This window comes from Niabella soli DSM 19437 (assembly GCF_000243115.2).
GTDB classification, from domain to species: domain Bacteria; phylum Bacteroidota; class Bacteroidia; order Chitinophagales; family Chitinophagaceae; genus Niabella; species Niabella soli.
The window spans coordinates 4,530,743-4,554,661 of sequence record NZ_CP007035.1 but is presented as its reverse complement, the minus strand read 5'-3'; the positions used below and the strand labels follow the sequence as shown (position 1 = coordinate 4,554,661).

Annotated in this window: 19 protein-coding genes; 8 read left to right on the top strand and 11 right to left on the bottom strand. The window is 45.2% G+C overall.

Annotated elements, in window-relative coordinates; all coding sequences use genetic code 11:
• Window positions 1-6 precede the first annotated feature (6 nt).
• The 4 genes from NIASO_RS18945 to NIASO_RS18930 all read left to right on the top strand — a co-directional run bounded on the left by NIASO_RS18945 (window position 7) and on the right by NIASO_RS18930 (window position 5,270).
• Window positions 7-1,755, top strand: coding sequence for a RagB/SusD family nutrient uptake outer membrane protein (locus NIASO_RS18945; protein WP_008582610.1), 1,749 nt, complete (start codon window positions 7-9; stop codon window positions 1,753-1,755).
• A 118-nt stretch (window positions 1,756-1,873) separates the two neighbouring features.
• Window positions 1,874-2,680 carry an endonuclease/exonuclease/phosphatase family protein gene (locus NIASO_RS18940; RefSeq protein WP_008582611.1) on the top strand — a complete coding sequence of 269 codons (807 nt, stop codon included), beginning with the start codon at window positions 1,874-1,876 and terminating at the stop codon, window positions 2,678-2,680.
• A gap of 29 nt (window positions 2,681-2,709) precedes the next feature.
• Complete coding sequence (locus NIASO_RS18935; protein WP_008582612.1) at window positions 2,710-3,888, top strand: FN3 domain-containing metallophosphoesterase family protein; 1,179 nt, start codon at window positions 2,710-2,712, stop codon at window positions 3,886-3,888.
• Window positions 3,889-4,058: 170 nt separating this feature from the next.
• Entirely contained in the window at window positions 4,059-5,270 is a 1,212-nt protein-coding gene (locus NIASO_RS18930) for an FN3 domain-containing metallophosphoesterase family protein (protein WP_008582613.1), read from the top strand.
• A 73-nt stretch (window positions 5,271-5,343) separates the two neighbouring features.
• Here the strand turns inward: NIASO_RS18930 and htpG are convergent, their stop codons facing one another.
• The 4 genes from htpG to NIASO_RS18910 form a co-directional block, all read right to left on the bottom strand.
• A complete protein-coding gene (gene htpG / locus NIASO_RS18925) occupies window positions 5,344-7,230 on the bottom strand; it encodes a molecular chaperone HtpG (RefSeq protein WP_008582620.1) in 1,887 nt (628 codons plus the stop codon).
• Window positions 7,231-7,423: 193 nt separating this feature from the next.
• Entirely contained in the window at window positions 7,424-8,779 is a 1,356-nt protein-coding gene (gene rseP, locus NIASO_RS18920) for an RIP metalloprotease RseP (protein WP_008582621.1), read from the bottom strand.
• A gap of 78 nt (window positions 8,780-8,857) precedes the next feature.
• Window positions 8,858-10,027, bottom strand: a complete 1,170-nt coding sequence (locus NIASO_RS18915) for a 1-deoxy-D-xylulose-5-phosphate reductoisomerase (protein WP_008582622.1) — start codon at window positions 10,025-10,027, stop codon at window positions 8,858-8,860.
• A 52-nt stretch (window positions 10,028-10,079) separates the two neighbouring features.
• Window positions 10,080-11,576: a GH3 auxin-responsive promoter family protein gene (locus NIASO_RS18910; protein WP_008582623.1), complete on the bottom strand. Its 1,497-nt coding sequence runs from the start codon at window positions 11,574-11,576 to the stop codon at window positions 10,080-10,082.
• A gap of 142 nt (window positions 11,577-11,718) precedes the next feature.
• Between NIASO_RS18910 and rplU the strand changes: the two genes are divergently transcribed.
• The 4 genes from rplU (at window position 11,719) to NIASO_RS18890 (ending at window position 14,479) form a co-directional block, all read left to right on the top strand.
• Window positions 11,719-12,018, top strand: a complete 300-nt coding sequence (rplU, locus tag NIASO_RS18905; protein WP_008582624.1) for a 50S ribosomal protein L21 — start codon at window positions 11,719-11,721, stop codon at window positions 12,016-12,018.
• 106 nt (window positions 12,019-12,124) lie between these two features.
• On the top strand, window positions 12,125-12,385 hold the full coding sequence (gene rpmA / locus NIASO_RS18900) for a 50S ribosomal protein L27 (protein ID WP_008582625.1): 261 nt from the start codon (window positions 12,125-12,127) through the stop codon (window positions 12,383-12,385).
• Between the two features lie 120 nt (window positions 12,386-12,505).
• On the top strand, window positions 12,506-12,712 hold the full coding sequence (locus NIASO_RS18895) for a hypothetical protein (RefSeq protein ID WP_008582626.1): 207 nt from the start codon (window positions 12,506-12,508) through the stop codon (window positions 12,710-12,712).
• Between the two features lie 81 nt (window positions 12,713-12,793).
• Entirely contained in the window at window positions 12,794-14,479 is a 1,686-nt protein-coding gene (locus NIASO_RS18890; RefSeq protein ID WP_008582627.1) for a helix-hairpin-helix domain-containing protein, read from the top strand.
• A 67-nt stretch (window positions 14,480-14,546) separates the two neighbouring features.
• Here the strand turns inward: NIASO_RS18890 and NIASO_RS18885 are convergent, their stop codons facing one another.
• From NIASO_RS18885 to NIASO_RS18855, 7 genes are all read right to left on the bottom strand, one after another.
• Window positions 14,547-18,290 (bottom strand): sensor histidine kinase, encoded by a 3,744-nt coding sequence (locus tag NIASO_RS18885; RefSeq protein ID WP_044046354.1) that lies wholly within the window; start codon window positions 18,288-18,290, stop codon window positions 14,547-14,549.
• Between the two features lie 4 nt (window positions 18,291-18,294).
• A complete protein-coding gene (gene mazG / locus NIASO_RS18880) occupies window positions 18,295-19,101 on the bottom strand; it encodes a nucleoside triphosphate pyrophosphohydrolase (protein ID WP_008582639.1) in 807 nt (268 codons plus the stop codon).
• A 52-nt stretch (window positions 19,102-19,153) separates the two neighbouring features.
• Window positions 19,154-19,978, bottom strand: coding sequence for an alpha/beta hydrolase (locus NIASO_RS18875; protein ID WP_008582640.1), 825 nt, complete (start codon window positions 19,976-19,978; stop codon window positions 19,154-19,156).
• Between the two features lie 120 nt (window positions 19,979-20,098).
• On the bottom strand, window positions 20,099-20,998 hold the full coding sequence (locus tag NIASO_RS18870; RefSeq protein ID WP_008582642.1) for a polysaccharide deacetylase family protein: 900 nt from the start codon (window positions 20,996-20,998) through the stop codon (window positions 20,099-20,101).
• Window positions 20,999-21,597: 599 nt separating this feature from the next.
• Window positions 21,598-22,674: a glycoside hydrolase family 76 protein gene (locus tag NIASO_RS18865; RefSeq protein ID WP_245605203.1), complete on the bottom strand. Its 1,077-nt coding sequence runs from the start codon at window positions 22,672-22,674 to the stop codon at window positions 21,598-21,600.
• Between the two features lie 11 nt (window positions 22,675-22,685).
• Window positions 22,686-23,102 carry a methylmalonyl-CoA epimerase gene (mce, locus tag NIASO_RS18860; protein WP_008582645.1) on the bottom strand — a complete coding sequence of 139 codons (417 nt, stop codon included), beginning with the start codon at window positions 23,100-23,102 and terminating at the stop codon, window positions 22,686-22,688.
• A 9-nt stretch (window positions 23,103-23,111) separates the two neighbouring features.
• Window positions 23,112-23,915 (bottom strand): DUF4249 domain-containing protein, encoded by an 804-nt coding sequence (locus NIASO_RS18855; RefSeq protein ID WP_008582646.1) that lies wholly within the window; start codon window positions 23,913-23,915, stop codon window positions 23,112-23,114.
• Between the last annotated feature and the right edge of the window lie 4 nt (window positions 23,916-23,919).

Sequence of the window (23,919 nt, the reverse complement as noted above, 5' to 3'; positions counted from 1 at the left end):
AATAATATGAAGCAATATAAAATAGTGGTGCTGTTTGTTTTTTTATCGGGGTTCCTGGTGCAATGCAAAAAAGGATTCCTGGACAGAACGCCCCAAAGTGAAATTACTCCCGATATCTTTTTTAATGGAGAAAAAGACCTGGAGCTTTACACCAATTCTTTCTATAACAATAGTGCGGTTATACCCAACGCAGAAGGGGTATATAATGAAGATGATGACAATGTTATAAAAAACGGCCTGAGTGATTTTTTAACCGGGAAGCGGGTGGTTCCGGTTTCCGGAGGTGGCTGGAGCTGGTATGACTTAAGAAATATCAATTATTTTTTAATGAACTATAAAAAGGCACAGGTTCCTGCCGCAAAACATTATGGCGGTGTGGCACGCCTGTTCCGTGCATTGTTTTATTATGATAAAGTGGCCACTTTTGGTGATGTGCCCTGGTATAGTGCGGTGATCGATATTAAGGATTCCTCTTTATTGAACCGGCCCCGTGATAAGCGGACATTGGTGATGGACAGTGTACTGGCTGACCTGGATAGCGCCATCAGTTGGATGAACACCACAAAATCTGTTGAAAAAGTTACCAAGTGGACGGCGCTGGCATATAAATCGAGGATCTGTTTGTTTGAAGGCACTTTCCGGAAATACCACCCGGAGTTTAACCTGCCGAATGCAGACAAGTTCCTGGCAGAAGCAGCCAAGGCCGCGGAAGAGCTGATTGACAAAGGCCCATATAAGTTGTACACAAGTACTCCGGATAAAGCCTATCTTGAACTGTTTTCTTCAAAAGACGCCAAGGATGTGGAAGTCATTCTTACCCGCAGGTATAGTAATGACCTGCAGATATGGCACAACGTTAATTATTACACATTAACCGCTTCTTATGGCCGGCCGGGCCTCGAAAAAAAACTGGTGAACAGTTACCTGATGAAAGACGGCACCCGTTTTACCGACAAGCCGGGTTATAGCACGCTTCAATTTTTTGATGAAACGCAGAACCGTGATCCGCGTCTTTCTCAAACCATCAGAACACCCGGCTACACGCGCATTGGGAATACCAAAAAACTGGCGCCTGATTTTACAGGTACGGTTACGGGGTACCAGTTGGTGAAATTTGTAACTTCTGAAGCCGAGGATTTTTATAACCGCTCCACCAACGATATGCCGCTTGTGCGCTATGCGGAAGTGCTTTTAAATTTTGCAGAGGCTAAAGCCGAGTTAGGAACGCTGACCCAGGCAGATATTAATAAATCTATCAAACTCCTGAGAGACCGGGTAGCTATGCCCGATATGGATATGGCAGCAGCTAATGCCAACCCGGATAGTTACCTGGCAGGCCAGTACACCAATGTTTCGGGAACCAATAAAGGGGTTATATTGGAGATCCGCCGGGAAAGACGGATTGAGCTGGTAATGGAAAGCTTCCGTCGCCGCGATTTGCTAAGATGGAAAGAAGGCCACCTTTTTGCCGAGCAGTTTAAGGGGATGTATTTCCCCGGCGTAGGCCCTTACGACCTGGATGGCGACGGGAAAGTTGATGTATATATTTATACGGGAACAAAACCTACCACAACAGGACCGCAATACCTGAAACTGGGTAGCGAAGTGATCCTTGAAAATAATACCGGAGGCTTGATTGTAGTAAACCCGCAGATCGCCAAAGTGTTTGATGAAACGCGGGATTACCTGAATCCCATCCCGGTTCAGGAAATGCAGTTAAACCCCAGCCTGGTACAAAACCCCAATTGGAAATAATCAGGAAACAGAGGGAAATACCGGTGTGTTTTGCACCAGTATTTCCCTTGTTTTTATTAGTGCTGTGTAACAGTTGCGTTAATAAGCACTACTATTAAATGAACGAAACCCAATCGCAATGAAAAAGAACAGTATAATCGCCGCCCTGCTGCTGATGGCTTGTGTAGCAAATAATTGGGCCAATGCCCAAACCATAAAGATCCTTACGTATAATATTTATCATGGAGAGGAAAATTATGCCAACGGGAAAAGTAACCTGAAAAAAATTGCGGCGGTGATCAATCGCTATAAGCCAGACTTTGTGGCCATGCAGGAGGTGGACAGCATGACCAAAAGGACCGCAACCTTTAATAACGGCGTGAAAAAGGACCTGGTTGCAGAACTGGCAAAATTAACGGGCATGCACGGCTATTTTGGCAAGGCCATGGACTACAGTGATGGCGGGTATGGTGAAGGCTTATTGTCGAGGGACGCAGCCCGGCCGGTTGTGCACCACTTACCTACGCCTGCGGGTGGAGAAGGCAGGGCGCTCATCACCATAGAGCACCGGTTTGCCAATGGGAAAAAAATGGTATTCGCCGGAACGCATCTCTGTCATGAATTTGAGGCAAACCGGCTGGTGCAGGCAAAAGCCATTACTGACATATTATTGGAGACAAATATGCCCGTAGCCATAGCCGGCGATTTTAATATTACACCGGACACAAAGGCCTACGGTGCGATCACCGAACGAATGGATGATGCAGCGGTACGGTTTGGTAATCCGCAACTCACTTTCCCATATACCAAACCCAGGGTTCGGCTGGATTATGTTTTCCTGAACCAAGGAACTACCTGGAAAGTGAAACAAGTAGAGGTGATCGATAATGAAGATGCATCGGATCATAAGCCGGTACTGGTGACCCTGGAGCTGGCAGGTAAATGATTTAACGGGAACGGTAACAACAGATACATATGAAAATTAAAAAATCAGGAAAGTACTTTTTGCCGGTTGGGTGGCTGCTCTGTTTGGTTTTTACAAGTAGCCTGCAAAGCAATGCGCAGGAAAAAATCAGGATATCGCATGGCCCTTACCTGCAGGCAATGACCGATTCCAGTGTGTCTATCGTATGGACAACCAACAAAAAGGCAACCGCCTGGGTGGAGCTGGCGCCGGATGACGGCAGTAATTTTTACCAGAAAGAGCGGCCAAAATTTTTCAGCGCATCCAATGGATTAAAGAACACTGGTACCGTTCATAGTGTGGAGCTGAAAGGACTAATGCCTAACACAAAGTATCGTTATCGTGTGTATAGTCAGGAAGTGTTGAAGCATGAATGGGTGATCGTGCAATATGGCGAAGTAGCCGCTACCAGTGTGTATCAAAAGAAGCCGTTGACATTTGTTACGAACGGAAGGCCGGGGCCTTTTGAATTTGCGGTGGTGAATGATATTCATGAACGGAATAATCTGCTGACACAATTGCTGAAACAGGTGAATTTTTCAAAAACAGACTTTATTGTTTTTAATGGTGATATGATCAATAGCTCTATGAGCGAGGAACAACTGTTTCGTGGTTTTATGGACACCGCTACCCTTTTATTTGCCAGTGAAACACCCATGTATTATGCCCGGGGAAATCATGAAACGCGGGGTCCCTTTGCCGCGCAGTTCCCCAATTATTTTCCCAGCCCCAACGGGCACCTGTACTATATGTTCACCAAAGGAGATGCCTGCTTTATTGTGTTGGATGGCGGGGAAGACAAACCCGACACTGATATTGAATACAGCGGTATTACCGATATGGACTATTACAGAACGCAGCAGGCAAAGTGGTTGAGCGAAATTGTAAAGACGGAGGCTTTTAAAAAAGCGAAATACAAGATCGCTATCTGTCATATTCCTCCCGCAAACGGATGGCATGGCAATCAGGAGATCACGAAGAAATTTATGCCGCTATTGAATGAAGCGGGTATCCAGGTCATGCTGAGCGCACATGAGCACCGGCACCGGATCGATAAATCTTTCGCAAAATTCCCCATCATTGTTAATTCCAACAATGATATTATTAAAGCGAGCATATCGGATAAAGAAGCCCGGTTCCGTATTTTTGACCCGGCTGGCAAGCTGGTGGATGAATTAAGTATACACTAATAATGAACCGGCTCTCTTCTCGGTCAGTGAAGACACTGACCGGGGCAGGGCAATGGTTTGTGTCTTCACAAACCACTTATGTGTACCTATTTTAATAAAAATATTTGTGTTGCTTTCCCCCTGAGCTATACAAAAGCTATGTAATTATGTGGTTTATTTAAAAACTTATTATGAAACAAAATATTTCTAAAAACAACAGACGCTCCTTTTTAAAAAATGGATTGACCATTGGCGGCTTAACGCTGATGCATCCCGGAGCTATTGCAGCAGCGCCAAAGACAGTTGCAGAGGAACCCTTTAAAATTATTGCCGGTCCTTACCTGCAAACTACCTTTGGCAACACGATTGCTATTTTGTGGCTCACCAATAAGAATGCCGCCAGTTGGGTAACTTATGGAACTGATAAAGACAACTTGGATTTAAAAGCCTTTGGAAAAAGCGAATTAGGGTTAAAGCCCGCCGGACGTATCAATTGCGTTACACTCAGCGGCTTAAAGCCCGGTGCTACTTATTACTATAAAATCCAGTCAAAAGAGATCAGTGATTTTCAGCCCTACAAATTAACTTATGGTCCCGAACTGAGCGGTACGGTGGAACAGTTTGTAAATACAGATCCCTCAAAAAAAGAAGTGTCGTTCGTAATGATCAATGATATACACGACCGGCCCCAGTCCATACCGCTCCTGATGAACCTGGATAAAGGGAAGGAACGGGATTTTGTATTCTTTAACGGCGATGTTTTTAACTACCATACAGATGAGCAGCAAATTATCGACCATATGCTGCAGCCCTGTGTGGATAGCTTTGCCAAAAATATACCCTTTGTTTATGTGCGCGGCAACCATGAAACCCGGGGGAAATTTTGCCGGCAAATGGCGGATTATTTTCAGCATGTGGGCTACACGGCCTTTACCCAGGGGCCGGTGCGTTTTGTGATCCTGGATACCGGTGAAGACAAGGAAGATACCCATCCCGTTTATGCAGGGATAGTAGATTTTGATGCTTATCGTGAGGAACAAGCCCGGTGGCTGGAACAGGAGATCAACAGCAGGGAATTCAAAGCGGCTCCGTTCCGGATTGTTTTAATGCATATACCGCCCCGGTATTCGGGCGAGTGGCATGGCGCTACCCATTGCACGAAACTGTTTGAGCCATTAATGAACAAGGGAAAAGTGGACCTGGTCTTAAGCGGCCATACGCACCGGTATAAGATCCACCAGCCGGATAAAAATGCAAACCATTACCCTATTATTATCGGCGGAGGCCCGCAGGACGGCAACCGGACGCTGACCCAGGTAACCGCTACCAAAAAAGAAATTAAAGTAGTAATGCTGGATGATTCGGGCAAAGAAGTGGGCGCTTATACGGTTACTAAAAAATAGCAAATAGCTGGGAAGACGGTGCCGCGGTAAATCAACTTCCCGCATTTCCGACTTCCCGGCTATTAATTTGTTTTTATATCATCTTCATGCTTCTTTCCACAAAAGAAGTCAATGCCGCACCCGTCAGCATTCCCTGTGCCAAAAGCGCCAGATCAAATGCCTGTTGCGCCAACGCCTTACGGGTATCGTCATTCGTTTCCGAAAGGATCTTTGTTGCCAATGGATGATTCGCATTTACCGCTACTTTATACCGGTCGGGCATCGAGCCATAAAAGCTCATACCGCCGCCCAGCGCCGCCATATCTTTCATCCGGCGCATAAACTCATCCATAGTTACCGTTACCGGCATCGCCTCCGGCGAAAGATTCTCTACAGACACCTCCATGCCGGGTTGGGTGATCGCTTTTTCGTAAATATCCTTTATTTCTTTTGTCTGCTCTTCCGATAAATTGCTGGCCACTTCCTCCCCTTTATCAATCAGCTTTTCCAACACATCGGCATCCACGCGCTTGATCTGCGTTTTTTCCAGATCGCGTTCCAGGTGACTGATGAAATGATTATCCAGCGGGCTGTTCATCAACAATACATCGTATCCTTTTTTATTGGCCGCCTGGATATATCCATCCTGGCGCTCGGGATTCGGGGTGTACAAGTACACTACGTTTCCATCTTTATCGGTTTGTGTGGGCGCTACTTTTTCGCTGTATTCACTTAAAGTAAAATACTCTTTTTTGGTATTTTCAAGGAGCACAAAATCTTTGGCCCGTTCCCAGAACTTCGGATCGCTGATGGAGCCATATTTCACAAATATGCCGATATCGCCCCATTTTTCTTCATAACTTTTACGATCGCTTTTAAATAATTCTGCCAATTTATCGGCTACCTTACGGGTAATATAAGTATTGATCTTTTTTACATTACTGTCTGACTGCAGGAAGGAACGCGATACGTTCAGCGGAATATCCGGTGAATCGATGACCCCGTGCAACAGCATCAAAAATTCGGGAACAATATCCTTCACCTCATCGGTAATAAACACCTGACGGCTGTATAGCTGGATCTTGTTGCGCTGCAGCTCAATATCATTCTTGATTTTCGGGAAATACAATACCCCTGTTAAATGAAAAGGATAGTCTACATTCAGATGGATCCAGAACAACGGGTCTTCGCTAAAGGGATACAGTTCGCGGTAAAAATTAAGGTAGTCTTCCTTTTTCAGTTCGCTGGGCGCGATGGTCCAGATAGGCACGCCGGTATTAATGATATTAGGCACCTCCACTTCTTTGTATTTCGGTTTCCCTTCGGCATCTTCCCCATCCGGTTCGCTTTCGGTTTTTGTTCCGAACTGAACCGGCACCGGAAGAAATTTTGCATATTTTTTCAGGATGCTTTCGATACGACCCTCTTCCAGGAATTCTTTGTTCTCCTCATTCACATAAAGGATCACGTCCGTGCCGCGGGTAGTACGGCTGCCCGCACTGATCTCGAATTCGGTGCTTCCGTCGCAGGTCCATTGGGCAGGCTCGGCGCCGGGCTGGTAACTCAGGGTCTGAATTTCGACCCTATCGGCCACCATAAAAGCCGAGTAAAAGCCCAATCCAAAACGACCGATGATCTCAGAAGCGTCTTTGGCTTCTTTAAATTTCTCCATAAATTCTTCAGCACCGGAGAAAGCGATCTGGTTGATGTATTTTTTTATTTCGTCAGCCGTCATCCCTATACCGTTGTCAGAAACGGTGATGGTTTTGGCTTCTTTATCCACTTTTACCTGCACCAGCGGCGCTCCTATTTCGCCGTTGAATTGCCCCAGGGAAGCCAGGCGTTTTGCTTTTTGAATAGCATCTACTGCGTTGGAAACCAGCTCACGAAGAAAGATTTCGTGGTCGGAATAGAGGAATTTTTTAATTATAGGGAATATATTCTCCGTATGTATGGAGATGGAACCTTTTTCTTGAATCATAATTTATTTTTGTGATGGGTATCAAATGCAATACCACAGCATGAGGGTTGGTCATATTGTCAGTTTTTGGACGAACCTAACTGAAAGCCGCCGAGCAATTATTCAGCCGGGAAGACGGAAAAGCGGGAAGACCAGGGCTTTTAATTGCCTCAGCCTTACCGCTTCCACGCCTTACCGGCCAAAATCGGTGCTGCTACCTAAACAACCGGAATATATCCAGCCCGAGGGCATAGGCCATCAACCCTAACAGTAATATCATCCCAACCATTTGGGCGTATTCCATAAACTTATCGCCGGGTTTGCGGCCGGTGATCATTTCATAAAGGGTAAACAACGCGTGGCCCCCATCCAATGCGGGTATGGGCAACACGTTCATAAAGGCAAGGATAATGGAAAACAGGCCCGTCATCGTCCAGAAGCGCTCCCAATCCCAGGTACCGCCAAAGGTTTTGCCAATGCTGATGACGCTGCCCAAGTTATCACTTACTTTGTGTTCTTTGGAAGTAAATAATAATTTAAGGTTCTCAACATACTCTACCAGACGATTGACCCCGTAACGTATCCCTGCGGGGATCGATTCCAGGAAGCCGTATTTCCTTGTCTCAAATGAAATAAAGTCGATCCCGGGTTTTGGATAATAGCCCAGCTTGCCCGCATCATCAATAGCGGCACCTACCTTGATTGAATCGGTATTATTCCGGATCACCGCGAGGGTTACCGTTTTGCCTTTGTAGTTCCGCAGTTCTTTTGCAAAATCGCTAAAATACTCCACGGGCTTACCATCAATACCCACGATCTTATCGCCGTTTATTAATTTGCCCGACGTAAATTTAGCCTTGGACGCATCTACACTGTCCACCACATTCGGGAACCGTACCGAAACAAAATTCTTCAATTGATTCTTTGTGAGCTCGCTCAAAAATCCCGGAGGAAAGCTAATAAGCGTATCCTTCCCGTTCCTGTTTACCGTAAGCGTATTCTTTTCATTCAGCAGCAATGCTTTGGGCAGATCGTCAAAATATTTCAGCTCTTTATCGTTCACTTTCGTGATCAGATCCCCGTCTTTTAGCCCCACTTTCAGGGCCATCGAATCGGCGGTAATACCATATTTCATATTGGCAACCGGCAATTTCTCTTCGCCCCATTTAAAAAGGATCATGGAAAAAATGATCAATGCCAGCACGAAATTGATAATGACACCTGCCAGCATAATGATCAGCCGCTGCCAGGCGGGTTTGGAGCGGAACTCCCAGGGCTGGGCCGGTTGTTTCATGGCTTCCTTGTCCATGCTTTCGTCGATCATACCACTGATCTTCACATAGCCGCCCAGTGGTACCCAGCCAACCCCATATTCTGTTTCCCCGATCTTCTTTTTCCAAAGAGAGAACCAGGGATTAAAGAACAGATAAAATTTTTCAACCCGGCATCCGAACCACTTGGCCGTGATAAAATGTCCAAATTCGTGTAAAGCAATCAGGATGGAAAATGACAAAATAAACTGACCCACATTGGCTCCAAACGCTGACCAGTTAAATGCTAATAAGACCATGTATTTTTAATATAAGAATTTTTAATGTTCGCAAAGATAACAGTGAATAGGCAATGGTGAATAGTCAATAGCGCCCCGTTATAATTTGATAATGTCTGCTGCCAGGGTCCTGGCTTCGGCATCGCTGTCGAAATAATCGGCAAGGGAAGGTTTCTGAATGAAGGCCACCTGGCTCATTACTTTTTCAATAACATCGGTCATTTCCAGGAAACCGATCCGGTTTCTGAGAAATGCATATACGGCTATTTCGTTAGCGGCATTCATCACACAAGGCAGGTTGCCTCCCTTCTCTAACGCTTCAATAGCCAGGGCGAGGTTCCGGAAGGTTTTTGTATCGGGCTCTTCAAAACTGAGGTTGTTCATGCGCTTAAAATCGAACCGCGGATGGTCGTTTTTTATACGGTAGGGAAAACCCATGGCATACTGGATCGGCAGCCGCATGTCCGGCAGCCCGATCTGCGCCTTAACACTTCCGTCCTCAAACTGCACCATGCTGTGGATGGCGCTTTGGGGATGGATCAGCACATCGATCTGATCCGGTTCCAGGTTAAACAACCATTTCGCCTCGATCATCTCCAGCCCTTTGTTCATCAAAGTTGCCGAATCGATAGAGATCTTGGCCCCCATCTCCCAATTGGGGTGCTGCAACGCGTGCTCCCGTTTCACATTCACCAGGTAATTGGGTTTACGTCCTATAAACGGTCCGCCGGAAGCGGTGAGGTATACTTTTTCAATCTTATTGCGCACTTCCCCGATGAGGCATTGAAAAATAGCGGAATGTTCCGAATCCACCGGTATAATGGGCACGCGGTTTTCCACGGCCATATTCATAACGATATCCCCGGCTACCACTAATGTTTCCTTATTGGCCAGGCCGATGGCTTTACCATTTTCAATGGCCTTGATGGTAGGTTTAAATCCCGCAAAACCAACGATGGCGGCCAACATCAGGTCGTACACGTCCATGGCAGCCACTTCTTCCAGCGCTTCATCGCCTGCAAAAACTTTAATATCGGTTTCGGCCAGGGCATCTTTCACTGCACCATATTTAGCCGGATCGCCAATTACAACAATATTCGGATTAACGGCAAGCGCCTGTTCAATCAACAGTGCATCATTTGAAAAAGCGGTGAGCACTTCCGCCGTAAAAAGATCCGGGTGACTTTGAATGACCTCCAAAGCCTGCCGGCCAATAGAACCTGTTGAGCCAAAAATGGCTATTCTTTTCTTTATCCGTTGTTCTTCCATTACTGTTTTTTACAAAGCGGCTAAGTTAAGCGCCGTTTTAAGAATAAAAAACCTAATTTTTTGCCCATTGGGTTAATCCGTCTGCTATTTTGCGGTCGTTGCTCAGCCGGGGCACTTTATTTTGTCCGCCCAGCTTGCCAATAGAGCGCATATAATCAATAAACCCGTTTTTCTTTACGGGGGTTATAATCAATTTTTGTAAAATGTTTCCCGCAATAAGATCATCATAATAAGAATTTTTTTCACGCAGAAACTGGTCGATCTGTTCGGAAAAGCGCTGCAGGTTTTCGGGTTCGTTCTCAAACTCGATAAACCATTCATGATACGATTTTCCTTTATCGGTACTGATAAAAGGCGCAACCGTAAATTCCGTAATATGAATATTTGCCGCCGTAGCTGCCTTCAGCAGGCTGTATTCTACCTCTTCCCCTATTACATGTTCGCCAAAGGCGGATATAAAATGCTTGGTCCTTCCTGTAACCACCAGCCGGTAGGGGTTGGTAGAAACAAACTTGACCATATCCCCTATATCATACCCCCAAAGGCCCGCATTGCTGTTGATGATGAGCGCATAGTTAACGCCGGTTTCCACTTCTCCCAATGACAATCTTTTAGGCTGTTCCTTGCCGATCTCCTCTTGCGGGATGAATTCGAAGAAAATACCGCTGTCGGTATTCAGCAATAAACCTGGTTCTGTTTGCGTATCCTGGAACGCAAAAAAACCTTCAGAGGCGGGAAAGGTTTCGATGCCATCTACTTTCCTGCCGATACTTTCGAATAATTTGGGCTTATACGGTTCAAAATTAACGCCGCCATATACCATCACCGAAAAATCAGGGAAGAGCTCCCCTACCGGTTTCCCGGACCGTTTGATCAATTCATCAAAATACATCTGCATCCATGGGGGTATGCCGCTGATGAGGGTCATGCGCTGATTAATGGTTTCATCTACTATTTTATTCAGCTTGGTTTCCCAATCTTCAATACAGTTGGTCTCATATTCAGGTAACTGGTTCCGGCGCAGGTAGCGGGGAATATGGTGATTCACAATACCGCTAAGGCGTCCGGTGGGGATGCCGCCCACTCGCTCCAGCACGGGTGAACCGCTTAAAAAGATCAGTTTCCCGTCTGCAAATACGGAATTTCCCGTTTCTGCCATATAACATAATAAGGCGTTGCGGGCCCCATTGATATGATTACTGATAGAATCTTTTGTTATGGGAATATACTTGGTACCGCTTACCGTGCCCGATGTTTTTGCAAAATAAATGGGCTGTCCGCGCCACAAAACATTATGCCGGCCGGCCTTTATTTCTTCTATATACTGCCTCAATCCTTCATAACTCCGCACGGGTACGGCCTGTGCAAAATCTTTATAATCATTTATTTCGGTAAACTTGTGCTCTTTGCCAAACTGGGTGGTCTTTGCCGTTTTGATCAGCGACTTTAAAATAGCTTCCTGGTCTTCCACAGCCGTCAACATCCCTTTTTTTATATTTTTGGACACCATCGATGCAAAGGGCTTGGCCAGGAACGATTTGATTTTCATTGCATTAATCCATTTTATCTGCGCCTGTGCGCAACAGTAACTACAAATATACTGTTTGTTTAAGGAGCCGGAATATATATTTGTAAGATCTGTTTGCGAAATTAAAAAATCTCCTTACCTTTGCCGTCCTAATTTTTAGACAATGATAGCAATTATTAAGGTAGCAGGTCAGCAATTTAAGGTTGAAAAAGATCAAACCCTGTTTGTACCACATATCGAAGGCAAAACCGGTGAGGCTATAAACCTTGATGTTTTATTAGCACATGCCGATGGAAAATTATCTGTAGGTGGTGCTATTGCCACTAAGGTAAGCGCAGAAATTGTAGACCACATTAAAGGGGACACTGTTATTGCGTATAAAACAAAAAGAAGAAAAGGCTTTCACAAAAAGAAAGGCCATCGTACCGCTTATACTAAAATTAAGGTAACTAATATTGCTTAATCATAGTTGACGGGTTGACAAGTAAACAGGTTAATAAGTAGAGCATACTTAAGAGACCTTCCAACTTATCAACATTTAAACTTATCAACTTTTAAACTCATAAAAAATGGCACATAAGAAAGGAGAAGGTAGTGTAAAAAATGGCCGCGATTCAGAAAGCAAACGTTTAGGCGTTAAAATTTTTGGAGGCCAGCCTGCTATTGCCGGAAACATCATCATTCGCCAGCGCGGTACTGAATACCATCCCGGAAAAAATGTTGGTGTTGGTAAAGACTTTACTTTATTCGCACTGGCTGACGGTGTTGTTGAATTCAGAAAAGGAAGAAAGAACAGAACCTTTGTTTCTGTTAACGAAGCACAGGCATAATAAATGTCTTTAGCTGTTGCTACTGAATAAATTGTGGAAAAAAAATTTGGCAGGACTAAATAATTGTATAATTTTACGCCGACAACCCAATTTTTTTACTAAACATTAAATTCAAAAAAAATGGCAACAGCAAAAAAAGCTGCTCCTAAGAAAGCAGCAGCAAAAAAAGCTCCCGCTAAAAAAGCAGCTCCTAAAAAAGCAGCAGCAAAGAAAGCTCCCGCTAAAAAAGCAGCTCCTGCTAAGAAAGCAGCTCCTAAAAAAGCAGCAGCAAAAAAAGCTCCTGCTAAGAAAGCAGCTCCTAAAAAAGCAGCAGCAAAGAAAAAATAAGAATTTAAATTTCTTATACGAATTGAAGCCCTCCTTTACGGAGGGCTTTTTTTATTGCGCCCTCTTTCCTACTTTGCAGTTATGAACAACAGTGCCATAGCCGATCATTTCACCCTGCTTTCCAAACTAATGGACATACACGGGGCCAACTCGTTTAAGTCTAAAACCTATTCTATAGCCGCGTTTCATATTGAACGGCTGGAAGAACAGTTAACGGTGACCGATCGCCGGGAATACAGCAGCATAAAGGGTTTGGGAACGTCCGTTGCGACCAAGATCGCAGAGCTGATCGATACCGGTCATATGCAGGCCCTGGAGGAACTGATCGCGGAAACACCCAAGGGCATCATCGAAATGCTGGAGCTTAAGGGGCTGGGACCTAAAAAGATCCACATCATCTGGAAAGAAATGAACATTGAATCTATCGGGGAACTGGAATATGCCTGCAACGAGAACCGGTTGACCCGTTATAAAGGATTTGGTGAAAAAACCCAGGTAAAAATTCTTGAGTCTATTAATTTCTATAACCAGAACAAAGGGCATTTTCTTTATTCACAAATACACCAGATCTACCCATCGATACAAGCTTATCTTGAAAAACTTTTTGGGAAAGACGCCTTGTGGAATACGGGCAATTATTACCGCCAACTGCCCACGCTGTATGAACTGGAATATATTGTTACCGCAGATATGCCTACCATCAAACAAAAATTTCAGACGGCTTATCCTCCGGAACTTTTAGAAGAAACGGAAAATGCTATCTTGTATAAATTGAATAACGGTCTGCGGTTACGCATCCATTCTGTTCAAAAAAATATTCCGCAATTTCTTTTTCGAACTGCTTCCGCGCCGGAATTCGCTGATGCATTTATCAAAAACTATTACCCTGATAATTTTGAAACAAACGCTTTTAAAAATGAAGCGGCTATTTTCGAAAACGCCAAATTACCTTTTATCCCGGCTGCCTTGCGGGAGTCGCCCACCATCATTGAACGCGCCGCAAATAATACCTTGCCGAAGCTGATTGAGCCAGGCGATATAAAAGGGATTATTCACAACCACAGTAACTGGTCCGACGGACTTTTTACCCTTGAAGAAATGGCAACTGCACTCATAGCAAAGGGCATGGAATACCTGGTCATCTCCGACCACTCTAAATCCGCCGCTTATGCCAATGGCCTTACAGAAGAGCGGATCGTTCAACAGCAATTACTCATAGATGAACTGAATCAGAAACTGGCGCCATTTAAGATCTTTAAAAGTATAGAATGCGATATATTGGGAGACGGCAGCCTAGATTACAGCGATGATGTTTTAAAGAGTTTTGACCTGGTGATCGCTTCCGTGCATAGCAACTTATATATGAATGAAACAAAGGCCATGGAGCGGTTAACCAAAGCCATTGAAAACCCCTACACCACTATATTAGGTCATTTGACGGGCCGGTTATTACTAAGCCGGAATGGCTATCCTATCGATCATAAAAAGATAATAGATACCTGCGTGGCGCATAACGTGGTTATTGAAATAAACGCCAACCCGCACCGGCTGGATCTGGACTGGCGCTGGATCGAATATGCTTTAAGCAAAAACGCATTGTTATCCATTAATCCCGATGCCCATACCATCGAAGGGTTTGATGATATTGTATACGGCGCCATCGCTTCGCAAAAAGGAGGGCTGACGGCCGCCTCCAACCTGAGCAGTTTCTCATTGGCCGAGTTTGAGGCGTTTGTTACAAAACGTAAAGCGGGCATTGAAAGATGAGTTGCTGGTTGCTGGTTACAGGTTCCAGGCCTTCTGCGTTAAGCATTCCGCATTAAGCGCTCGGCATCTAAACCACCGGAAACGTAACAAAGAACGTTGTTCCCTTACCTGGCTGGGTTTCAAACCAGATGCTGCCATTGGCTTTTTCCACAATGCCTTTGCACATCGCCAGTCCAAGACCCGTTCCGGAGCTTTTGGTTGTAAAATTGGGCATGAAGATCTTCGTTTGCATCACTTCGCTGATGCCGCTTCCGTTATCCGCCACGCTTATGATTACATATTGCGCCTCCAAACGTTCGGTAACGGTAAGCATGCACTTGGATTTGTCTTCACAGGCGTCAATAGCGTTTACAAAAAGATTGGTAAACAGCCGGTTTAGCTGTGTTTTATCGGCCATTATAAAAACATGGCCGGGCAGGGGGTTCCATTTAAACGCTACGTTCGGGTTCTTACTGTAAATACTTTCCAACGGCTGCAATACTTCATGCAGATCAAAGAGCTCGGCCTTTACATGATTAATATTCGCGAATTGTGAGAAATCTGCTGCGATCTTTGAGAGGTGATCGATCTGCTCTACCAACGTGCGCGCCACACTGGAAGTTAACGGCTGTATATTCGGGCTTTTTTCTTTGATCGCCTTTTGAAGATATTGTAAACTCAGCTTCATAGGCGTCAGCGGGTTTTTTATTTCATGCGCCACCTGCCGTGCCATCTCTCTCCAGGCCTCTTCTCTTTGAGAGCGCGCCAGGGCATCGGCGCTTTCCTGCAACTTTGAAACCATTTTGTTATATTCTTTTACCAGTTGCCCGATCTCATCATTCCGGTCCCATACAATTGCTTCATTATCGCTGGAAAGGCTTATCTGTTTCATTTTATTACCAATAACAGTAAACGACCCCGTAATCCTGTTGGTGATCAGCAATGCCAGCAGCCCGGTTAGCAGGAAGATAAAAGCATACAAATTAATCAACGTGATCAAAAAGCTTGATATCTCCTGGCTCAGCTCCTGCTGCGACGTAAAATAAGGAATACTTATATAAGCGTAGGGTTGTGCACTATTCTCTCCCACCGGTGCATAGATCGTATTATACGAGAGTTTGGAAACTTCTTCTTTTTGCGTGTACTCCACCCTTCGTAAACGCAGCAAATAATAAAAAGCCTTGGGCATCATCCGGTTACTTAATACCCCACGGCTGTAAATGTCCGGCTGACTGGAAGCGCGCAGTTCCCCGGTGCGGTCGTATACGTTTACGTCCACCCCGTGAATATCAGAGATCCTTTTGATCACTTCCGTTAATGCGTTGGCACTGAACAGATCTTCCTGGCTTCCTTTTTCCCTCAAAATATTTCGCAAACTATCATGCAAATTCAATTCATTTAACATGATGTTCATAGTGCGGCTGAGCTTATCATTATTGGACTCCTCGAACCGGTTTACGAAAAAGGATATGGTTGCGGCACCCACGATCAGGAATGCCAGTACATTAATTAATACAAAGGTTCCATGGATCTGGCTTTTGATAGTGGGAAAGATGGTAGCATTCTTTACTGACTTCCGGCTGATAAAAGCATTCAGGATAATGATCAGCAGGTTGATCAGCGCCATCAGCAAAAGGAAAGAACAAAAGGTGTAGGAGAAAAGCGTAATCGCCTCTAAAAAAAGCTCGCTTTTACGCACCATCACGATCACTTTTGAAGCGCTGGCGTGGTACCACATTTCGCTGTACCCTTCTTTCTCCCGGATCTCAAAGCGTGTTTGCGGTATCTGGCCCGGCGTCAGATAGGAGGTAAACGGATATTTTTTTGATGAGGATTTTAATTGATTGTCCTGGTAAATGGCATATTGATATACTAATGAATTGGAATATTCCCATTGCCGGAATTGCCGGAACAGCTCCGGCCGGAGGTTGGCCACAGCAAATTTCCGGGGGTTGGAAACAATATAAATAGTACCGATGAGCCGGTCGTTTTTTTCATTCCAGATGACTCTTCTTGTTATATACGCGAAATTATCTGCCTCCGATTCATAAAAATACATATCGGGAAAAGAAGTCGGTTTCGATTTATTGGCTATAATGTTATCCAATGCTGCAGCCGTATAAGGGAACTCATTAAACAGCGGGTTATTTAAACTATCAAAAAAATACAGGTTGGTTATATAGTTATTAAGGTAGCCGATGTAGTTACGGTTACGGATACTATCGCGCATATACCCGTTCTCCCGCTGGTTATACAGCCTCCAGAAATTGTTCTGAAAATAGGTGCTGTCCATGTATTTGTTCGCGATACTGATCAGACGCTCACTGGCGGGGTCCGTTTGGGTAGCCAGTTTCTCAATATATTTTTTTCGAAGCAACAGTTCTGTCTTGTTGATCTCCTTCAGCATCAGCAGGGATACACTTACAGAGAAGACAAAGATCCACAAAACCGTCCCTGAAACACTGGCCTGGATATAACGGTAGATGACCGCTTCTTTAATAAAAATAAAAGTATATACCAGCAGCCAGCCCAGTACCGGCAAATAAAAAACAACCAGGTCTTCTTTACTAACCATGGTAACAAACAATAGCCCAATAACGGCAATGGAGAAATAGATCAGGCGGTAGCTGTTCTTAAAGACTACTAATACATATTTATAAATAGTGCGGCTTAAATAATAGAACCCCAGGCATAAACAGGCAAGTACGATAAAGCCGACTGCGGTAAAAACAGACAGGCTGGATACATTGGTCACATCAAAAGATATTTTTGGTGATGCGATCAAACTTTTTATAACACCGGCGATACTGAATGTAGTGGCGATCAATATTATCAGCCAGCTCACCCCCGCTACCACCACCACACGGCGTGAATATTTGGCTACATTAAATGACCGTACCGAAAGCCGGTTCCATACAAACACGCTGACCCAGCAAAACAGAAGGCTGTTAATAAGCAGATCACCCAAAGTAGGCAATAGGTACCCGGCATTGTAGACCTCCCGGTTAAAAAGAGAGAATTCGGCGAACCACCAATGCGCCTCCATGAGATATAAGACAACCCGGAACACCAAAAGGCACCCTACAAAAAGATAGATCTGGTATAAAGGATCGGGTGTTGTAAAACGTTTGGCCAAAATAAGGTACAATGCCAGGAAGATCAGAAACAATCCAACAATCTTCATTATTACAGAGGCCTCCGAATCTTTTGCAACGGTAATATGCGGTTTATACTGTAAATAAAACAGGGGGGCTCCGCTGACACTCTTTACCGCGTAGGGCGTAGGGCTCAGCGAAACGTCCATGAGGTTATCCATTGTATTATCAAACGGAAAATCATCTTTAAAATACTCGGTTTCGATAAAAAAAGATGATTTGATCAGTATAAGGCAGTAAACGTTAAAATCGTCGTAACCCGGTACCGGTTTACGCAGTGAATAATAGTACCCGTTGGGCAGTTTCAGCACGCGTTCATTGCTGCTGTCGTACAGCAACTCATCTGAAGGAATGACGATCCCGGTGTTCCAAAACCGGAGAAACTGCTTGTTCTCATCTTTTTTATAGAGAAAAAAATAAAACGGGCTGTTATAAATATTCTTTAAATCATTCAGGCTTTCCCTCGATTGTGTCAACCGGTTCATCAACTGCTCATCCTTTACCAGATCTTCAAAATAGCTAACCCGCTTGGCAATTTCCCTTTCAAAAAAAACCGTCTGCTGGGCAAGGGAAGTATTTTTGACAAAGCGGGAACTGAGCAGCATGCCGGTCATAAAGATGATCACGGCAGCTATCAAAAGGGTCAATTCCCAGCGATATTTATTCTTTGTTTTCAATCTTTTATTTGCGCGCTTCGGCCTTTGCCTTGTTCCACAATGTATCCATTTCCACTAATGATAATGCTGCTAAAGTGGTTTTCTTTTCTGCCGCCAGCGCTTCCATCCGGGTAAAGCGGTTGATGAACTTTTTATTAGTGCCCTCCAGCGCCGCTTCAGCATCAACCTTCAAAAAACGTGCATAATTGATCAGGGAAAAGAGCAGGTCGCCAAATTCCTCATTAATTTTTTCCGCATCGGCGGATTGTACCACTTCCTGCAGTTCGCCGGATTCCTCTTCTACTTTCTCCCACACCTGCGCGGGTGTCTCCCACTCAAACCCCACCTGTTTTGCTTTTTCCTGCAGGCGCATGGCTTTTACCAGTGCGGGCAATGATTTTGGCACGCCGCTCAGCACTGATTTTTTACCTTCTTTTAATTTCAACTGTTCCCAGTTCTGCTTTACGTCTTCTTCCGTTTGCACGGCTTTCAGTCCGGCCATACCGCCGTCCGGGGGATAAATATGCGGGTGGCGCCTGATGAGCTTTTCGCTAATGCCCGTAATTACTTCTTCAAGTGTAAACGCGTTTTGCTCCGTAGCGATCTTTGTATAAAAAACGATATGCAATAAAAGATCTCCCAGCTCTTCTTTGATGCCCTTCCAGTCATTTTCAATGATCGCGTCTCCGAGTTCATAGGTTTCTTCAATCGTCATCTGCCGCAGGGTCTGGGTGGTTTGCTTACGATCCCAGGGGCATTTCACCCGCAATTCATCCATTATTGCAACCAGCCGGTCAAAGGCTTCAGAGTATGTTTGTTTCGGATCATTCATAAAATAAACAAAAAGATGAGCTTTTTAAAAAAAATACAACTCCATAACACCGTTATTTTTTGTTTTTTGCCCCGTTCTCAAAAAACCGGTGCATAAACAGCAATTGATACTGGATCGAATTCTGCCAGTATTCCGTGTTGTGTGCCCCCGGCCGGGTAATATAGTCATGTGGAATATTGCGCAATAATAATTCTTTATGCAACGCCTCATTCACCGGATAGAAGAAATCGCTGGTGCCACAGTCAATAATTATTTTTAGCGTATTGGGTTCGATCCGGTACAATAAATTAATAACGGTATTTTGCTCCCAGCGTTCGGGATACTTTGAATATTTTCCCAATCTTTTTGCCATATCCCAATTATCAGGAAAGGGCCGGATATCCACTCCACCGCTCATACTGCCGGTGGCGCCAAACACATCCGGGTGCTTGATTGCCAGGTACAGCGCGCCATGGCCGCCCATGCTCAGGCCCAGGATCGCCCGGCCGGTGCGGGCCGCAATGGTTGCATAGGACTTGTCGACCCAATGCACCAACTCATCCGATACAAATGTTTCATATTTAAAAGCAGGATCCACCGGGCTATCCCAGTACCAACTGCCGTACCCGCCATCGGGGCATACCAGCAGCACCTGGTATAGATCGGCCGTCTCCATTACGCCGGGCATCCTGGCATACGCAGCATAATTGCCGCTATACCCGTGCAGCAGGTAAACCACGGGGTATTTCTTTGCAGGGTTATAATTATCCGGAAGGGCTACTACGGTTTTTATATTCTTTTTCATGGAAGGACTATACACTTCCAAAGTATCCACTTTTGCTGCAGATGCAGAGAACATACCGGCCAGGAGGCCGAGCCATAAAAAAATATACTTCATTTGTTAACTTGTTATAACAAACGAATTTATAGAAAAACAGCGGAATGCTGAACGCCCAATGCGAAATGCAAAATGCTGAACGCCCAACAGTGGATGCCGAACGTTCGCTAATGAAAAACTTTATATCCCTTTGCCTTTCAAAAGTGCGCGCCTCACGCCCGGGTAATTGCTGATCAGCGCTAATTCATAGTCAGGGCTTGCTTTCAGTTTGCGGATAAAATCCACTAACCGCAGTGAATCTACAGATGTCCGCCACATCTGATCATGCGCCAGGATCACCAGGTTATTGGGGATCAGGGTTTTATTGCTACCAAATAAATGATTCACCTGGGCGTATAGCTGGTCCGCGGTCTGAACGGCCTGGTTATTCCGGTGATTAAACATCCACTCCAGGTCCCACCCAATAAGCACATACCCTCCTTTTGATTGCAATGTATCAATGGTTTTTTTGTTTTTGAGCAGATCTGTGCGGGTAATGCTATCGATCCGCCAGGCATTCCTTCCGGGCGTACGGGCTATGGGCGCCTTCAATGCCATCAATGTTTCCGCGTGGTTAAAGTCTGCAATTACCGAATCAGCATGCTGATAAAAGGGGGTAAATTTATTCCGCCAGGCATGAGAATAGCTATGGTTGCACAATTCTATTCCCGGAAAGGTCTGCAATTTATTCCACATCAGTTTCTGTTCGGGGCTGGCGCCGGTATGCAAGCCGATAAGGAACATGGTTGCAGGCACTTTTTCGTCTTGCAGGATAGTGAGCAAATTCTTCGTACCCAGGTTGGGGCCATCATCAAAAGTAAGATATATCCTTTTTTTATTTGAGGGTGGCAGGGTATCTGCCAGGGCTTCCCGTAATGAATCCGCCGGAGCCGCCTGAACGACTGCCGTATCAGCAGTGGCCGCCTGATTGGTTGTATCAGTATTGCCCGAAGGGTTACACGCGCACCAACCCAAAAGAATAAAAACAAAAGTGACAAAACGTGCAGCTCCGGAATACGGGCGCATCAAATAATTTTTCATAATCAATTTTCTGTCTGGTTAGCCACAAAACAAACACCTGCCTGTGCTTTTCCACTGCAAATATAAAGCTATCCTACAGCATTATTACGCATCGTATTTTTTGTTTTCTTACAAACTTCTTTGTGGTTAGATTTCTCGCGGCGAAAACGGCGGAGCAACGGCGCAGCGGATTGCTTTCAAAAGTGCTAAAGAGGCTCACGGATTGCACGTATTTTCACAGATGCTTTCACGCTTAAATTTCTCGCGGCGAACGCAGCGGAGCAACGGCGCGGCGGATTGCTTTCAAAAGCGCTAAAAGGACTCACAGGAGATTGCACGGATTTTCACCGATGCTTTCACGCTTAAATTTCTCGCGGCGAACGCAGCGGAGCAACGGCGCGGCGGATTGCTTTCAAAAGCGCTAAAGAGGCTCACGGATTGCACGTATTTTCACAGATGCTTTCACGCTTAAATTTCTCGCGGCGAACGCAGCGGAGCAACGGCGCAGCGGATTGCTTTCAAAAGTGCTAAAGGATCTCACAGGAGCACGGATTTTCACAGAACGCTTTTTAAAATCTGTGTAAATCTGCGAAATCTGTGAGAGAAAAAAACAACATTTATTATAATACTCCCTGTTTGCGGAGCAGGGCCAGCCGGCCCAGTATTTCGAGCATGCCGCCCTGGGGCACCAGGTTTTTCGTTGTGGCGGCTCCCCAAAAACCATGTATATCCTTTTCTGCCGCCGCCCGGTTCACCGCTTTCTGAAAAAGCTGCAGGTACCAGGTATTCTTATCATATTGCAGCAACTGCTCCAATGCCCGCAGCAATACAGCGTTAAACCAATAGTTATCCCGGAATTTTCCTTCGGCTAAAAAATAGGAAGCGGCAGCATTTGCCGTCTTCTTCGCTTCCCGAAGATATTTTTCGTCCTTGGTGATCTCATACAGGAAAATAGCCGCCTGCAGCATCGTTCCCGTATTATAAGAATACAAATGTGTATCAATAGTACCGTCTTTCATCCGCAGGTTATCGTAAAACAGGCCTTCCGGCGATATTAAACGGGTAGTTACCCATGTATATAACCCCATTGCGGTATTCAGATATTTTTGGTCTTTCGTAGCATTATATAATTGCAGGGCCAGCAATATCCCCGGTCCGTTGCTGCAGGTATTTTTTGTTTTTTTAACGCCCTCCTGCCAGTACAATCCGCCGCCGGAAACCGTATCAGCACCGGTCATCATAAAATTATAGATCTCCGCCCCCAGCGCCAGCCAGGTTTTATCATGGGTGCGCCCGTATTGATTCATCGCGGTAATGCCGATCCATTGGTTGTCATCATAAAACCGGTCGCCACCGCCATATACCGGCGGGAAGGAGGCGAAGCCGGGTGCCGGAGATTTATCCGTGTGATATTTTTTTATTATGGTTGCAACATGGTCAAAGTTCTTAAAGTCGCCGTTGAGCGCTCCCCCCACCTGGTAGGCTTCAAACAAGGCACAAAGGGGCCATAGGTAAGAAGCCTGCCGTTCATTAGGCGCTGCCGGTAGCTGTTCCTTATAAAAATCATTTCCTGCCTTATAAAAATAGCGTTGAATGCTATCGCTCAATTGCCGGTACTCTTGCGCATAATCCATTTTCTGGGCGTTCCCCCCGGAAACAATCCAGGTAAATGCCAGGAAAAAAAACAACCGTTTCATTTGCATAGGAATCATTTTTCGGATTGGGGTGTTGAGCATAACTCGGTAAGCACGCCATAAGTAGCGCGCGGATCAAGAAACGCGATCTCTAATCCTTCCGCACCCGAACGGGGCACTTGATCAATTACGGCTATATTTTTCTCCGTCGCATCTGCCAGCGCCTCCTTTACATCATTAACCGCAAAGGCAATATGGTGCATCCCCTCGCCTCGTTTTTCAATAAACTTTCCAATGGGGCCAGCGGGATCCGTGGATTCCAGCAGCTCAATTTTTGTAGCGCCTACCCGGAAAAATGCTGTGCGCACTTTTTGATCCGCCACTTCCTCCACACGGTAACATTTTAGTCCAAAAATCGTTTCCCAATAGCGGATGCTCTCCTCCAGATTTTTTACGGCAAGGCCGATATGTTCAATATGTGTTGGATTCATCTTATAAAGTTAACGTACAATTATTGTTTTGGTGGCATAGGTGTTTGCGCTGAAATGGCCCAGCGCCCCTCCCGTTATATTCGTAACAGGGTTGCCCGGGGATGCGCTTTGGTTCTGCCCTAATGCGCTTTGCGAAAGGCTGTACCAATACATATAATTATCCATACTGATGCAGCGCATCTCCACTTTCAGATGATCGCCGGTTTTCAGATCCGACTCCTCGTCACTGGAAAAAACCAGCAGTTCGTAGGATACGCTCCGGCCGTCAAACAGCTTATCATTGGTTACAAAAATGGTAATTTCTTTCCGGTCGTTCACATATTGCGTAAAGCGATAGGCATTGCCTTCCCCCGGAGGGTCAGTAAAAGCAACTGCCGCAATTTTTTGCATGCGTCCCAAAAACGGCCGCTCATTGATATAAACGGAATCCAGCGGAACTTTTACAGGCATGGTGGAACTTGCCGTAAATACCTGTCCGTCAACCTTAACCACAAGATTATACGTATGCCCCGGGCGGCCGCTTACATTGGCATGATAGATCCCATTCCCTTTATCCGCAAGCGGTACGGGGGTCTTGCCGTCTTCGCTAATCGTTACCAACGCATTAGGGACGCCCCTAAAAAGATTGGAATCTGCAATATTGAGCGTTTGTGAAATAATGACATTGTAGAAATCAGTATTATCAGCAACCGTTGCTTCGATAACATATTTTTTAGCAACGCCCTCAATAGAAAGATGAATAACTTTTTGGCAGCCTGCACTCATTGCCCCTAAAACGATCAGCAGTAACAAGTTTCTTTTGAATCGTTTCATTTTC

Coding starts and splice junctions, on each gene's coding strand:
- rpmA (WP_008582625.1), top strand. CDS start 12,125: ATGGCACATAAGAAAGGAGAAGGTAGTGTAAAAAATGGCCGCGATTCA.
- NIASO_RS18895 (WP_008582626.1), top strand. CDS start 12,506: ATGGCAACAGCAAAAAAAGCTGCTCCTAAGAAAGCAGCAGCAAAAAAA.
- NIASO_RS18940 (WP_008582611.1), top strand. CDS start 1,874: ATGAAAAAGAACAGTATAATCGCCGCCCTGCTGCTGATGGCTTGTGTA.
- htpG (WP_008582620.1), bottom strand. CDS start 7,230: ATGATTCAAGAAAAAGGTTCCATCTCCATACATACGGAGAATATATTC.
- rplU (WP_008582624.1), top strand. CDS start 11,719: ATGATAGCAATTATTAAGGTAGCAGGTCAGCAATTTAAGGTTGAAAAA.
- NIASO_RS18870 (WP_008582642.1), bottom strand. CDS start 20,998: ATGAAAAATTATTTGATGCGCCCGTATTCCGGAGCTGCACGTTTTGTC.
- NIASO_RS18890 (WP_008582627.1), top strand. CDS start 12,794: ATGAACAACAGTGCCATAGCCGATCATTTCACCCTGCTTTCCAAACTA.
- NIASO_RS18865 (WP_245605203.1), bottom strand. CDS start 22,674: ATGAAACGGTTGTTTTTTTTCCTGGCATTTACCTGGATTGTTTCCGGG.
- NIASO_RS18930 (WP_008582613.1), top strand. CDS start 4,059: ATGAAACAAAATATTTCTAAAAACAACAGACGCTCCTTTTTAAAAAAT.
- NIASO_RS18935 (WP_008582612.1), top strand. CDS start 2,710: ATGAAAATTAAAAAATCAGGAAAGTACTTTTTGCCGGTTGGGTGGCTG.
- mce (WP_008582645.1), bottom strand. CDS start 23,102: ATGAATCCAACACATATTGAACATATCGGCCTTGCCGTAAAAAATCTG.
- rseP (WP_008582621.1), bottom strand. CDS start 8,779: ATGGTCTTATTAGCATTTAACTGGTCAGCGTTTGGAGCCAATGTGGGT.
- NIASO_RS18910 (WP_008582623.1), bottom strand. CDS start 11,576: ATGAAAATCAAATCGTTCCTGGCCAAGCCCTTTGCATCGATGGTGTCC.
- NIASO_RS18915 (WP_008582622.1), bottom strand. CDS start 10,027: ATGGAAGAACAACGGATAAAGAAAAGAATAGCCATTTTTGGCTCAACA.
- NIASO_RS18855 (WP_008582646.1), bottom strand. CDS start 23,915: ATGAAACGATTCAAAAGAAACTTGTTACTGCTGATCGTTTTAGGGGCA.
- NIASO_RS18875 (WP_008582640.1), bottom strand. CDS start 19,978: ATGAAGTATATTTTTTTATGGCTCGGCCTCCTGGCCGGTATGTTCTCT.
- mazG (WP_008582639.1), bottom strand. CDS start 19,101: ATGAATGATCCGAAACAAACATACTCTGAAGCCTTTGACCGGCTGGTT.
- NIASO_RS18945 (WP_008582610.1), top strand. CDS start 7: ATGAAGCAATATAAAATAGTGGTGCTGTTTGTTTTTTTATCGGGGTTC.